Genomic DNA, 13379 nt, shown 5'->3' with positions numbered 1-13379 from the left:
ATCCAAAAGAATCTCAAACCCAAAAGGGAGGCTAGATCTGGGCCTGTTCCAACAGGGTTTGCAGCTCCTCTAGGGCCAACTGAGCCGACTGGGCCTGCTGGTAAAGGGATTGCACCACCTCAGCACTGCTTTGGGCCGATTGCAGTGTGGATTGGCTCTGGCGCTGGATACGCTCTGCCAAGCTGCGAATACGGTTGCTGGCCTCAGTGGTTCGCCCGGCCAATTTGCGGATCTCCTGGGCAATGGCTCCAAAGCCACCGGCACCACCGCTGCGGTTGGCCTCTACAGCCGCATTGAAAGAGAGCAGGCGAATGTATCCTGCCACCTCTACGATCAAATCCACGATGGTGTTGATCTCCTTGAGTTCGCGGGATAGCTCCTGGTTGTTGTCGGCAATTTCCTGGAAGAGGGTGCGCACCGCTTCTACCCCAGCAAAGGTGGCGGCAAAGGTGGATTTGCCTCTCTCAGAGAGCACAGAACTGATTTCAATGATGCGGGCGTTGAGGCGAGCCAACTCCTCAGAGCGCTGTTGGGCCCGCCGGCGTTCCATATCTAAGGCCAGGTTTTGGTTGAGGATCTCGGCTTTTTGCCGCTCCAGATCCCGGGCATACTGGAGGCTGCGGTTTTTTTCCTGCTCCAGCTCTGCCAAGATCCTTATCATCTCTTCCTGCTGCTCCTGTAGCTTGCGCTGGGTGGCCAGATGCACCTGGGCCTGGGCCACCAACAACACCGGCACATCGAGAAGGCGGTAGTCCTGGGATCCCAGTTGAACCACCACGGGGTCATAGATGGTCTCTTCGGGCCGTCGGAAGGCTCGGTCGGCTGCTTGGATGACATCGCAGTCGCCGGGGAGCAAGAGAAAATCCCGGCTATGGAACTCTACCATGGAGCTGATGGGCCGCTTCAAAAACACATCCAGGCCGTAGGGCTTGCTAAGCATCCACTCCAGAATGGCGCGGCGGGTCAACATTCCCCGCACCTGTGACCGCTCGTCCAGCACGATGACTCCTGAAAGGCTGCTGTCATCTTCTAGGCGGCGCACCACGTTCTCACAAGGGGTGGACTCGCTCACCTGAAACTCCACCAAGGCCAAATCGCGCAGCTTGGTGTTGATCGATAGGGTAGGAGTGGGTGGATTTGTCAGGGTAGCCATCACAGGGATCGTCGGCACACGTTGGGTACAGATGGGTTGGATGCTAATGTGTAGATTAACACAAAAAGTCGGCCCTAAATCGGCCTTTGATGGGGTGATTCCTGCAGAAAATCGACCACCTTCAGTTTGCCCTGGGATCCCATCTCCTGCCCATAGGATTTTGCAGAATTGTGCGGGAAGGATGGCCTGGGATCCCTTCTTTGCGGTTTGCTGGGACGGATCCCTTTGGAGCTGAATGTTCTGGGTTGGTATCTTGGATCCCTGATTGATTTGGAGCTGGATTTAGCGGGTTTCTTGATAGCGGTGGTAGATTTCCAGAATTTCGCTGCGTCCTCGGTTAAAGGCGGCCACCACTTGCGGGTCGAAATGGCTGCCGCTGTTGTCTTCTACAAACTGAAAGACCTCATTCAAAGCCCAGGCTTCTTTGTAGGGGCGACGGCTGGCCAAGGCATCGAATACATCGGCTAAGGCCACAATCCGCCCTTCTAGAGGGATCCCTTCTCCTTTGAGGCCGCGCGGATACCCACTGCCGTCGAACTTCTCGTGGTGGGTCAGAGCGATGATGGCGCTCTTTTTCATCAGCTCGGAGTCGGACTTGCTGAGGATCTCATAACCAATCTCAGGGTGGCGGTTCATGATCTGCCGCTCTTCTGGGGTCAGACGCCCCGGCTTTTGCAAGATGGCATCCGGGATCCCGATTTTGCCCACATCGTGCATGGGACTGGCGTAGAAGATCAGCTCTTGCTCATGGCTGGAGAGGCCCAACTGTTTGGCGATGATGCGGGAGTAGTTGCTCATCCGCTTCAGGTGAAAAGAGGTATCTTGATCTCGGTATTCTGCGGCCACAGACAGACAGAAGATGGTCTCGAAGTGGGCAGATTTGAGTTCTTCCCGCAATTGGACGTTTTGATAGGCAACCGCCGCCTGGGAGGCTAGGGCTTCTGCCACGCTAACTTCCAGCTCAGAAAAAGGTTGGCTCCACTCGGCCACTTGGTCAGGAGCTAGGGGGGTGGGGTGATCCGGCTTTAGGCGGTTCAACAGTTGTAGGGCGCCGAGGATCTTTCCTGAGGGATCCCGCATGGGCACAGTGAGCAAGGAGCGGGTGCGATAGCCGGTTTGCCGATCCACCTGTGGGTTAAAAGCATAGGGCTGATCGGCGGGCAGGTGGTAGACATCTGGCAGATTCAGGCTCTCCCCGGTGAGCACCACATAGCCCACAATGCTGGAAGGGCTGAGGGGCAGGCGCAGATCCCGCAGCTCCTCATGGCGGTTGACCACGAAAAACCGCAATTCTTCTCCCTCTCGGACAAAGAGGCTGGCCCCATCACAGTGGGTCAGTTCTCGGGCTTGAGCAACGATCAACTCCAGCAGCCGCCCCAGATCTGTTTCTGAGGAGAGGGCGATCCCCACTTGAATCAGACGCTGGCTGAGGCGCAGGGCATCCGAGGCCTCGAATTCGGTTGTGCTGGGGTGAAGACCGAAGGGGGTGGGCAGGCTCATAGCAGGGTTGGTCAGAAGCGTTCACATTAAGCGTTCACAATAAACAATGGCGGAGTCATTCGCCCCCAAGAGTTCTCCTGCCGCCGGCTGGGTATCCGAACCTCCGGGGCGATCAGCAGCCCGAAAACACGCCAACACCACTCAAAGCAGCGATGCCTTACTTTAGCTCGAGGAGGCGAGAAACGTTGTGACCCAGGTCAAGCCCAAGGAGGTAGATGAGATTTCCCTGCAGCTTGTTGTGGGCTTGGGCAATCCCGGCCCTCAATACGCCAATACTCGCCACAATTGCGGCTTTATGGTGGTGGATCGGCTGGCGCAGCGCTGGGGGATCCCGTTGGTTTTGGAGAAGCGATTCCAAGGTAGCTACGGAGAAGGGTTTGCCCTGGGAGGAAAGCGACGCTTGCTCAAGCCGGAAACCTACATGAACCGTTCCGGCCAATCGGTGCGGGCGGTGCTGGATTGGTACAAGTTAGATCTCGCCTCTGTGCTGGTGGTGTACGACGATATGGATCTGCCGCTGGGTCGTCTGCGCCTGCGGGGATCCGGTTCTGCCGGTGGGCACAACGGCATGAAGTCCATCATTCAGCACTTGGGGAGCGAGGCGTTTCCACGGCTGCGTTTGGGGGTGGGCAAACCCAAGGGCAGCCAAGATGTAGTCGGGCATGTGTTGGGTGGATTCGCCCCTGCAGAACAAGAGGTGCTGGAGCGGGTGTTGGATGTGGCGGTAGAGGCCGTGGAGTGCTGCTGGCAAGAGGGACTGAGGACAGCCATGAACCGCTTTAATCCTCTGGATCTGTCTGGGCCATCGTCCGATTTGGATGGATCCAACCCTGCACCGGGCCATGGCGAGGCTTCCTCCTGAGGAGCAGCTCGTCGTCCACCTGGGTTGTTGGCTCTGAGGGATTTTCCAGGAGCGGGGTGATAAGGGCTTCGTCCTGCTCATGGGAACGTCTGTGGAGACAATACTCCAGATAAATCAAATTATCTGGAGTATAAGAGTGCCTACCTGGGCGTTGCCAACAGTTCCCAAGGGAGGTTAGCTTCTGTAACAGTCTTCCAGCAGAAGGGCGAAAGGAATGGGAACGGCAGCGTTCCCACCAGGGCCGGCCCGAGACAAAAAGCTGTTCATCATTTGAGGGTGAGATCTTGCTGTTGAACAACCTAGATTCAGTGTTGCTTGCTGTTGAAGCCGCTGCCCCCCTTGAACCGGAAGGGGCTGCCAATCTTTTACCCCTGATCTTGGCGGCGGTGCTGATGGCTCTGGTGGTCATCTATCTGGCCAGCCGTATTGCCGGAGAAATCGCCGTTCGCCTCGGCTTTCCGCCGGTGCTGGGAGAATTGCTGGGGGGCGTTACGGTGGGAACCTCCGCTCTGGGGTTGCTTGTCTTCCCAGAAGGACAAGTTTCCGGCCAAGAGCTGCACACCTTGGCTCAATCCTCAGCACTGATGCAATTTCTGCAAGCCACTGCCGGACTCGACGAGGGATCCCTGGTACAGGTGTTCTCCTCCCAAAGCCAGATCATCGACATCCTCTCCGAGATCGGGGTGATCGTCCTTTTGTTTGAAATCGGCCTCGAGTCGGATCTGGCCGAGCTGTTGCGGGTCGGCCCTCAAGCCGCAGCCGTAGCCGTCATCGGGGTCGCTGTGCCTTTCCTGGCCGGAACCCTGGGCTTGCTCTACCTGTTTCATGTGCCCGTTATCCCCGCCATATTTGCCGGCGCTGCCCTCACAGCAACCAGCATCGGCATCACCGCCCGCGTCTTGGCCGAGCTGCAAAAACTCACCTCCCCAGAGGGGCAAGTGATCATTGGTGCCGCCGTCTTGGATGACGTGTTGGGCATCATCATCTTGGCCGTGGTGGCGGGCTTGGCCAAAAACGGAGAAGTCAACCTTTCCGATATCGGCATCATCATCCTCAGTGCCATCGTCTTCTTGGTCGGCTCCATTGTTTTGGGGCGCCTTCTCAGCCCCTACTTTGTTGCCCTTCTCAACAGCCTGAAGACCCGAGGTAACCCCCTTCTGCCCGCCCTTGTGCTGGCCTTTCTGCTGGCTTATGTAGGGCAAATCATTCATCTAGAAGCGATTTTGGGCGCTTTTGCCGCTGGCCTGATCTTGGCCGAAACCGAGAAACGGCAAGAGCTGGAAGAACAGATCAAGCCCATTTCCGACCTACTGGTGCCCATCTTCTTCGTCTGCGTCGGGGCCAAAACCAACCTTGCCGTACTCAACCCCACCCTCCCCGTCAACCGAGAGGGGCTGATCATTGCCGTCTTCTTGATCGGAGTTGCCATTGTGGGCAAGCTAGCAGCGGGCTTGGGGGCCTTTGGCAAGCCGGGCATCAACCGCTACGCCATCGGGGTGGGCATGATTCCCCGGGGTGAGGTGGGCCTGGTGTTTGCCGGTGTGGGGGCCGCCAGTGGGGTTCTCTCCGATGCCCTCGATGTCAGCATCATCGTCATGGTGATTGCCACCACCTTTGTCGCTCCCCTCTGGCTGCGGGGAGTGTTGATTGGGGAAGCCAACTCCCCCTCCCTCCTGGACTTGCAGGCAGAAGCGTCAGAGCAAGACCGCAAAGACAGCACCGACGAGACCGCGTCATCGCTCCCAGACTCAGAACGGGTGGGCATCCCCGAGGGTTAAGTTATCTCAGCTTCCCCCTCAAACGCCCCCAGAGGGTCTGGAACAGCAGCCGCAGCGGATTGCGGCGTTGAGGCTTCACGTCAATTCTCTCCGTCGTCTCCTCTTGGGGCAAAATTGCCTGCATCGAGGGCGGATCAAACCGCTGCATGGTTGTGGAGCGTCGATCCACCACCTCCGCCTTCACGCTGCGAAAGCTTACAGACTGGAGATACCGCTGAAAATCTTCGTCTGACAACTGGCGAATGCAGTACTGCATCCGCACCTGATTCCCCAACAGGATCTGATCCCCATCCTTGAGATCCCAGCTCAAACATCTCTGCCCATTCACCGAGACGCCGTTGGTGCTGCGCTTGCCCTCGATATTGCCGTCCAGCAGCCGGTAGGTATATTGGCCATCTTTGTGGGGTAGCCGCAGCAGCAGCGCGTGTTGCCGGGAAACCGCCGCCGAATCGATGACAATCGCATTGCTGGGATCCCTGCCGATGGAATAGGTGGCAGCACTGAGGGCCACAGCCCGCCGTCCCTGCTCATCATCGATCACCAACACATGCCAGAGTTGGGAGGGGGAAGACTGTGCGCCGGTAGCCATGGTCTGGGGCCTTGAGGGGGAGCTGGGTTGACCGTCGAAGTTGCAGTGCAGGCCCCTTTCGTGTTAGCGGGCTGGAAGCCACACCTCAGCCATTGCCCAACCCTCGGCGAACCGCTGTGGGAAGAAGCTCAACGAGGGGGAGACTCGGCAAGAGAGGGGCTTTCCCCCATAATAGTAAGGCAGAGCTTCTGCAAAAAAAGAGGATAGCTGAAACGTGAACACGACTCCAACCCCAACCCTCCTCGAAGCCCTTCCCCCGATCTACCCCGGCGTTGCCGTGCGGGTCATCAACCCCAACGACACCTACTACTGCTTTGAGGGCCAGGTACAGCGGGTTACCGACAACCATGCCGCTGTCCTCTTTGAAGGCGGCAACTGGGACAAATTAGTCACCTTCCGCCTCACAGAATTGGAAGTGGTGGACAAATCCCGCCCCTAGCCCTGCTCTCCCCTGTCCCTTTTGGCATCTCCCCATGCGCAGCCATTGGCAGGAACCTTTCCTCTGGATCCATGCCGCCGGCATCCTCCTCTTCCCCTTGTGGGTGGGGCTGACCCTGATCGGGCTGGCCACAGGGGATCCCCTCCTGCCGGTGGGGGCGGAGCAGGCTTGGGTGGCCGTGGTGGGCATTGGGCCGGTCTTTGCTATGCAGTGGCGCAAACCGTTTGACATCTTTAGCGTGTGGGTGGCTTCTGTCCCCCCAGAAGAACTCACCCTCGAGCAGCGCCGCATCTTGGCCGCCTTCCTCAGCCCCGAACATAAGATTTTGACGCTGTTGGCGGCAATCCTGATGCTGGAAGTCGGTGAGCGCCTCTACGACTTTGCCCCCCTCTTTGCCCCGCTCACCCCTGGCAACGGCACCCGTCTGGCAGGCCTAGCCATAGCTGCCTTTGGGTTTTGGGGATCCAACCTATTCTTGCAGATCCCCATTGCAACGATACGGGTACTCCTCCTCAGCGAGCCGGAGCTGGCCCAAATGGATCCCGTCCCCGTCGAGGAGATTGAAAGCCGCTTCTCCGTCATCGGCAATCGCCGCAGCCCACTCCTGCAACGGCTGTTGCGCCGCATCTCCGGCCAAGATTCAGAAGGCACCTCGAAAGACCAAAAAGACAAGGTTAAAAACAGAGCGACAGAAAACCCCCAGCCGGAATCCGAGAAGCGGGATCCCTCTGGGGAAGTTGCCATGCCGGCCCCTGAAACTCCCCCCGATCCCACCTAAGGCAAGCTTCCGCAAAAGCTGTAGCTCAATGTTAGATTGGAAGCAATCCAAGTAGATTGGAAGCAATCCAAGCCCTGTGAAATCCAACCATCGGCATTCCCCTGATCTTCGAGGCTACCGCACCGGCAATGGCGAGCAACTTTTCTTTCCGCTTCAAGCAATTTACCCAACGCCTCAGAGAAACCACCCAACTTCCCCAGTTTTTCACCGATCAAGCCACCAGTGAAACCCAAAACCTCGCTCGGGAGTTGGCTTTGGTTGGGGAATACGCCACTCAGCTTAGCCAAGTGGTGATGGAGGTGGACTTTCTCAACCAGCTCTACACCCGTCTTTTGAACGAGCGGGAAGTGTTGCAGCAGGAAAAAGATCACTTGGAAGCCCGGGTCTTTGAGTTGCAGCAGGAACGCAACGAGACAGAGCCCCAGGTGATGTATTTGCGAGAGCAGTTAAGCCAGGCTAGCTTTCAACTGGAACAAACCCAAAACCGCGAACGCAGCCTCAGCGAGCGAGAACGACAGTTGTCGGAAATCGTAGCCCAACTGGAGCGCCGGCGGGCTGTACTCAATCAAGCTATCGAAAACCTCACCAATCAAGAGGCCGATTACACCGTTCGCACCAAAGAACTGGAGGCGGTCGTCCAGGAAAACGAAAAGAAAGCCAAGCAGTACCTGGAAGCTGCCAACCACTACCGCGCCTACCTGGAAGAGCTCAATGCGCAAGTGCAAGAAACGCAAGCCAAGCTGAGAAGCCTTGGTGTCGAGCCCAAGCCCGCCGACCTGCCTCGACTTGAGGATCTGGAAAAACCCACCCCCATCCCAACACCGCCTCCTGCTTACACGCCGCCCCTTCCCCAACAGCCCCCCCCATCCCAGCAGAGTGGCTATTGGTCAGATAGTCCCTTCGACGACGACCCCTGGGGATAGACCGTCCTGCCAGGATCTATAAGCCAGCTTTGCGACAAAGCTCAGTCCTCTCTGCCCTAACCGGCCTTGGGAGGGCCTGGGTGGTCACATACCCTGGAAGAAACCTGTTGCAAGGGATCCGCAAGAAGATCCCCAGAATCAGTACGAGGATCCCGATCCTCGACATTCAATCCTTTCCTGCCTGGCCAAACCTATGGAACCGACCCTGCCGGATTTACAAGCCCTTAGCCAATGGGATCGACAGTTCTGCCAGTTTGCTGAGCAGCAACAGCTCCTCAAGCCCAAACAACTGGCTCTGGCCCTGAAGATCCAACGGCAGCAGCACGGCCCTCTAGCCTTGATCCTCTGGCAGTTGGGCTTTGTGGGCCTGCAACACCTGGCTCAGTTCTGGGAAAAAATGCCCAGCGAAGCCGAGTCCGAACTGCTCGAGGACAGGGCCTGCGGTGGATGAAAGGTGCCCCCTTCCCCCACTCGCTTTTCCGCCAGAAGAGAAGAAGCAAGCAGATCCCTCTTGCTACCCAACGCTGTCGCCACCAGGCAGCAGATCCTTGGGATCCTCCGGTGGGGGCAGATGCGCCAGATCCACAGGCGAAGGGGATCCCCCCAAAATTCGCACCTGGATCCCCTTGATCACGACATAGAGCACCGGCACCACCAGCAAACTGAGCATTGTCGAGACGAACATGCCGCCGATCACCGCCGTGCCCAGAGACTGACGGCTGGCGGCCCCGGCCCCGCTGGCCACTGCCAGCGGGAAAATGCCAAGTATGGTGCTCAAGGCCGTCATGAGAATCGCGCGGAAGCGGGTCTCTGCCGCCTGCACTGCAGCCTTAACCAGGGGGATCCCTTGGGCAACCAACTGGTTGGCAAACTCCACAATCAAGATGGAGTTTTTGCTGGCCAGCCCGATCAACATCACCAACCCGACTTGGCAGAAGACGTCGTTGGTCAAGCCCCGCAGCAGTTGCGCCAAAAGAGCCCCAAGAACCGCCAGCGGCACCGCCAACAAAATGATCAAGGGATCCACATAGCTCTCAAATTGCGCCGCCAGCACCAGGAAGACGAACACCGAGCCCAAAGCAAAGATCAGCGGCGCCTGTCCTCCCGACTCGATTTCTTCCAGCGACAGGCCCGACCACTCGAAGCCAAACCCCTGCGGCAACAACTGGGCGGCTAGAGTTTCCATAGCCCGAATCGCTTGCCCTGAGCTAAAGCCCGGCAGGGCGCTGCCCTGAATTTCCACCGAGCGGAAGAGGTTGAAGTGGTTGATGATGGCCGGGCTGGTGGTCTCCTCCACCTGAACCAGGGTGCTCAACGGCAAGAGCTGCCCCTGCCCACCCCGCACGTAGAACTGGCCGATGCTTTCCGGGTTACCTCGGAATGCTTGATCCGCCTGCACATAGACCCGGTAGTTGCGGTTGAACAGGTCGAAATCATTGACGTAGGTGCCCCCCAGCAGCGTCTGCAGCGTGCCGAAGACATCCAACAGAGGGATCCCCAACAACTGGGCCATCTCCCGATCCACCTGTACTTCTAGCTGCGGCGAATTGGCGTTGAAGGTGGGCGGGTTAATCTGCAAGCCCAAGGGGGGTTGGCCCGGCGGGGGCGGCGAGTTGCCCACAAAAAACAGGGTGTTGGCCGTCTGCTCCAAGAGGTTGAAATCGTTCACCCCCCGATCCTGAAGCTGGAAAGTAAACCCGCCCGCAACCCCCAAATTGGGAATGGCCGGCGGCAGGATCGGGATCACCAATGCGCGGCTGATCCCGCCCAAAAAAGGCCCAAATAGCCGGTTGACAATCGCTTGCGCCGATTGCTCCGGTTGCCGCCGCTCTTCCCAGGGCTTGAGGGTGGCAAAGATCAGCCCATTCCCCGGCGAGGGCCCGGTAAAGCTGAACCCCCCCACGATCACCCGATTTTCGATCTCAGGGATCCCCTCCAAAATAGCGGCGGCCTGCCGGATCACCCTGTCGGTATAGTTGAGGGAAACCCCCGGCGGCCCCTGGACAATGGTGATGAAAAAGCCCTGATCCTCATCCGGCACAAACCCCGTCGGCACAATTTGGAACAGCCAGTAGGTGAGGCCCAAACAGGCAATAAACCCCGTCACCACCAACAGCCGCAGCTTCACCACCAGCTCCAGCAGGCGGCAGTAGGCCGCTCGGATCCCTTCCACGGCGCGGTCAAACCAGCGCAGCAGCCAAAACATCTGCTCTGAGCGGGGGCGAATTAGCAGCGCCGACAAAGCCGGAGCCAAGGTAATGGCATTAAACGTGGACAGCGAAACCGACACGGCAATGGTGACGGCAAACTGCTGGTAGATGCGACCGCTGGTGCCAGGAAAGAAAGCAACAGGCACAAATAGCCCCAGCAGCACCAGCGTCGTGGCGATCACCGCCCCCAACACCTCGTTCATCCCCGCCGAGGCCCCCTGCAGAGGCCGCATGCCGCGGTCGCGGATGTAGCGGGAGATATTCTCCACCACCACAATGGTGTCGTCCACCACCAAGCCAGTGGCCAGGGTGAGGCCGAACAGAGTCAAAGTGTTGATGGAAAAGCCAAACAGGCGCACAAAGGCGAAGGTCCCCAGCAGCGCCACCGGAATTGTAACGGTGGGAATGAGGGTGACGCGCCAATCTTGCAAAAAGATGAACAGTACCAACACCACCAGGCCAATCGCCTGCAACAGAGTGAAAATCACCTCCTGCACCGACTCGGTAATGAACAGGGTGGCGTCGAAAGGGATCTCGTAGATCAAGCCGGGCGGAAAACTCTCCGCCAGCTGCGCCAACGTCTGCCGCACCTGCCGCGACACCTCTAGGGCGTTGGCATCCGGTTGTTGGGTGATGGCGATCCCCACCGCCTCCTGCCCCCCGATGCGGAAGAACGTATCGTAGCTTTGGGCCCCCAGCTCTACCCGGCCCACATCGGCAATGCGCACCAAGCTGCCATCGGCGTTGGCCTTGAGAACGATCTGGGCGAACTCCTCCGGCTGCGACAGCCGCCCCGTGGCCTGGACGCTGATCTGAAACTCCTGATCCGGGGGGCTGGGCTGGCCGCCAATTTGGCCGGCGGGCACCTGGATATTCTGCTGGCGCACTGCGTTTACCACATCCAGAGCTGTCAGACCATAGCTGGCCAGCCGCGTCGGATCCAGCCAGATGCGCATGGCATAGGTGCGCTCCCCGAAAATGATGACATCGCTGACGCCGCGGATGCGCCGCAAAGCATCCCGCACAAACAGCTCCGCGTAGTTGCTCAAAAACAGCTCGTCGTATTCCCCCGCCTCTGAGCGCAGCGCCAACACCAGCACAAAGGCGCTGTCGCCGGCCTTTTCCACGCTGATGCCGTTTTGGATCACCTCCGCCGGCAGCCGGCCCTGGGCCCGCGCCACCCGGTTCTGCACATCCACAGCCGCCGTGTCCAGATCCCGATCCGGGCTGAAGGTAACGGTGATCTGGCTGGTGCCGTTGCTGCTGCTCACCGAGGCGATAGACCGTATACCCTCGACGCCGTTGATCTCCTGCTCCAGCACATTGGTTACCGCCGTCTCCACCGTCTCGGCGTCGGCCCCAGGATAAACAGCAGTCACCCTCACCGCTGGCGGCGCCACCTGTGGGTAGTAGTCCACCGGCAGTAGGGGAATGCTCACCGCCCCCACCAGCACGATCAGGATGGAGCAGACGCTGGCAAAAACAGGGCGGCGAATGAAAAAGTCAACAAACATAGTCCAGCGCAGTGAGGAGTGAAAGGGGATAGCTGAGTTGGGAAACCGCCGGAGAGAGAGGACCTAGGGCGGGGATCCAGGAGGTCTCCCTCTCCCTTGTGGCTGCATCCTCTGCTGAAAAAGCACCTCATCGACAATCGGGGCGCCATCGCGGATTTTCTGCAGGCCGCTCAGCACAATTGGCTCATTGGCCTCCAAACCCTCCAGCACCTCATAGCTGTTTCCGTAGATGGATCCCAGCTGCACCGGCCTTTGCACCGCCACCGCCCCCGGGGGCATGCCCTCTGCTGGCGGCTCCGTTGTCTGCACCGTGTAGACAAAGGTTTGCGCCCCCAAGCGGGCCACCGCCGTCACCGGCACCAGCAAGGCCGGCCGCTCCTCCCAGATGACCCGAGTCCGCACAAACTGGGCCGAGCGCAACTGGCCGGCAGGGTTCTCCAGAAGAGCCTTGGCCAGCACCGATTGCGTGGCGGCGTTGGCTTCGGGAGCAATGAAAGAGATTTGGCTGCTGCCGATCACCTCGCCGCGGCTATCCAGGATCTGCACCGGCGTGCCAATGCGCAGCTGGGGGGCCCGCTGCAACGGGATGTTGAGGTTGAGCTCCAGCGCCTGGGTTTGGGTCAAGGTGGTCAAAACCGTCTGAGGCGTCACGTAGTCCCCTTGCCGCACCAAAACATCCCCCACAATGCCGGCAAAGGGAGCTGTAACCTGGAAAAACTGCAGTTGCACCTGTTGCCGCTCCGCCTCGGCCTGGGCTCGCTGCACCTCCCGCTCTGCCCGCAAGATCGCGGCCTCCTGAGCGCGGATCTGCTCCTGTTGCGCCGCCAAAGCCGCCTCCGCCTGGCGCAGGTCGCGGCTGGATTGATCCGCTTGCGCCTGGCTGATGGCCCCCTCGGCCAAGAGGCGCAGGTTGCGCTCGTGCTGCTCCCGGGCAAACTCCGCTGCTGCCTCCAGCCGCATCCGATCCGCCCGCAACTGGCTGAGCACGGCCCGGCCGCTCTCCAGGTTGGCTTGGGCTGCGGCAATCCCCGCCGTTTGGCCGGCCACCGCCGCCTGTTGCTGCCGGCTGTCGATCTCAAAGAGAGGGGCTCCGGCAGCCACCTGGGATCCCAGCTGCACGAACACCTGGGTCACCTGTCCACTGACCTGAGGGCGGATACTGGCCACCTGCTGGGATCCGAGGCTGGCCATGAACTCTGAAGTCTCTTCGATTTGCTGTTCCTCTACCCTGCCGACAGCCACTGGTGTGGGTTGGCCTTCTCCGCCCCCTTCACCCCCCATGCTGCGAGGTGGCCCGCCGGGCCGGCAAGCAGCTACCAAGAGAGAAAGGCACAACAGCGGCAGAGCTGTTCGCAGTTGCATCGTGAACCTGCCTCCCTAACGGCTATCCCAACAGAGGGATCCCACCTCTGCATTGACTCAATCAACCAGGGTACTGAGACTGTGCCCTGCTGCGCCTGTGCAAAAGCGCTGGCCATCCTTCCCAATCCAGAGCTAGGGTGGATGCGTGACATCCTCCCGGCGCTCGTCCTGTGGATAGAGCGCGGGCCACCCTTCCCGTCAGCAGGACGGAGTCCTTACCTCGCGGTCGGGCATTCCTGCCCCACGCCACTTGTCTGGGTCTACAACCCCC

Annotated in this window: 11 protein-coding genes; 6 read left to right on the top strand and 5 right to left on the bottom strand. The window is 59.4% G+C overall.

Annotated elements, in window-relative coordinates; genetic code table 11:
- Positions 1-31 precede the first annotated feature (31 nt).
- Together ACVWZF_RS05175 and ACVWZF_RS05170 are read right to left on the bottom strand one after the other, a co-directional pair.
- Positions 32-1153, bottom strand: a complete 1122-nt coding sequence (locus ACVWZF_RS05175) for a methyl-accepting chemotaxis protein (RefSeq protein ID WP_457411031.1) — start codon at positions 1151-1153, stop codon at positions 32-34.
- Between the two features lie 282 nt (positions 1154-1435).
- A complete protein-coding gene (locus ACVWZF_RS05170) occupies positions 1436-2653 on the bottom strand; it encodes an HD domain-containing phosphohydrolase (protein ID WP_457411030.1) in 1218 nt (405 codons plus the stop codon).
- A 187-nt stretch (positions 2654-2840) separates the two neighbouring features.
- Here ACVWZF_RS05170 and pth point away from each other — a divergent pair, with 187 nt between their 5' ends.
- Positions 2841-3515, top strand: coding sequence for an aminoacyl-tRNA hydrolase (pth, locus tag ACVWZF_RS05165; protein ID WP_011432367.1), 675 nt, complete (start codon positions 2841-2843; stop codon positions 3513-3515).
- Between the two features lie 290 nt (positions 3516-3805).
- Entirely contained in the window at positions 3806-5293 is a 1488-nt protein-coding gene (locus tag ACVWZF_RS05160; RefSeq protein ID WP_011432366.1) for a cation:proton antiporter, read from the top strand.
- Between the two features lies 1 nt (position 5294).
- On the opposite strand, the gene ACVWZF_RS05155 is transcribed toward ACVWZF_RS05160, so the two are convergent.
- Complete coding sequence (locus ACVWZF_RS05155) at positions 5295-5882, bottom strand: FHA domain-containing protein (protein WP_011432365.1); 588 nt, start codon at positions 5880-5882, stop codon at positions 5295-5297.
- A gap of 214 nt (positions 5883-6096) precedes the next feature.
- On the opposite strand from ACVWZF_RS05155, the gene ACVWZF_RS05150 reads away from it, so the two are divergent.
- The 4 genes from ACVWZF_RS05150 (at position 6097) to ACVWZF_RS05135 (ending at position 8473) form a co-directional block, all read left to right on the top strand.
- Positions 6097-6321 carry an NAD(P)H dehydrogenase subunit NdhS gene (locus tag ACVWZF_RS05150; protein ID WP_011432364.1) on the top strand — a complete coding sequence of 75 codons (225 nt, stop codon included), beginning with the start codon at positions 6097-6099 and terminating at the stop codon, positions 6319-6321.
- Between the two features lie 34 nt (positions 6322-6355).
- Positions 6356-7099 (top strand): low-complexity tail membrane protein, encoded by a 744-nt coding sequence (locus ACVWZF_RS05145; RefSeq protein WP_011432363.1) that lies wholly within the window; start codon positions 6356-6358, stop codon positions 7097-7099.
- 128 nt (positions 7100-7227) lie between these two features.
- Complete coding sequence (locus tag ACVWZF_RS05140; RefSeq protein WP_011432362.1) at positions 7228-8022, top strand: hypothetical protein; 795 nt, start codon at positions 7228-7230, stop codon at positions 8020-8022.
- A 193-nt stretch (positions 8023-8215) separates the two neighbouring features.
- On the top strand, positions 8216-8473 hold the full coding sequence (locus tag ACVWZF_RS05135) for a DUF2949 domain-containing protein (protein WP_011432361.1): 258 nt from the start codon (positions 8216-8218) through the stop codon (positions 8471-8473).
- 63 nt (positions 8474-8536) lie between these two features.
- On the opposite strand, the gene ACVWZF_RS05130 is transcribed toward ACVWZF_RS05135, so the two are convergent.
- Together ACVWZF_RS05130 and ACVWZF_RS05125 are read right to left on the bottom strand one after the other, a co-directional pair.
- Entirely contained in the window at positions 8537-11746 is a 3210-nt protein-coding gene (locus ACVWZF_RS05130) for an efflux RND transporter permease subunit (protein ID WP_457411027.1), read from the bottom strand.
- 63 nt (positions 11747-11809) lie between these two features.
- Positions 11810-13108, bottom strand: a complete 1299-nt coding sequence (locus tag ACVWZF_RS05125) for an efflux RND transporter periplasmic adaptor subunit (protein ID WP_457411025.1) — start codon at positions 13106-13108, stop codon at positions 11810-11812.
- Between the last annotated feature and the right edge of the window lie 271 nt (positions 13109-13379).

The organism is Thermostichus sp. OS-CIW-30 (assembly GCF_054060215.1).
Note: the sequence above shows the minus strand (reverse complement) of the source record. Positions and strands in the feature narration are given on the sequence as shown.

Coding starts and splice junctions, on each gene's coding strand:
- ACVWZF_RS05175 (WP_457411031.1), bottom strand. CDS start 1,153: ATGGCTACCCTGACAAATCCACCCACTCCTACCCTATCGATCAACACC.
- ACVWZF_RS05170 (WP_457411030.1), bottom strand. CDS start 2,653: ATGAGCCTGCCCACCCCCTTCGGTCTTCACCCCAGCACAACCGAATTC.
- ACVWZF_RS05155 (WP_011432365.1), bottom strand. CDS start 5,882: ATGGCTACCGGCGCACAGTCTTCCCCCTCCCAACTCTGGCATGTGTTG.
- ACVWZF_RS05145 (WP_011432363.1), top strand. CDS start 6,356: ATGCGCAGCCATTGGCAGGAACCTTTCCTCTGGATCCATGCCGCCGGC.
- ACVWZF_RS05140 (WP_011432362.1), top strand. CDS start 7,228: ATGGCGAGCAACTTTTCTTTCCGCTTCAAGCAATTTACCCAACGCCTC.
- ACVWZF_RS05135 (WP_011432361.1), top strand. CDS start 8,216: ATGGAACCGACCCTGCCGGATTTACAAGCCCTTAGCCAATGGGATCGA.
- ACVWZF_RS05130 (WP_457411027.1), bottom strand. CDS start 11,746: ATGTTTGTTGACTTTTTCATTCGCCGCCCTGTTTTTGCCAGCGTCTGC.
- ACVWZF_RS05125 (WP_457411025.1), bottom strand. CDS start 13,108: ATGCAACTGCGAACAGCTCTGCCGCTGTTGTGCCTTTCTCTCTTGGTA.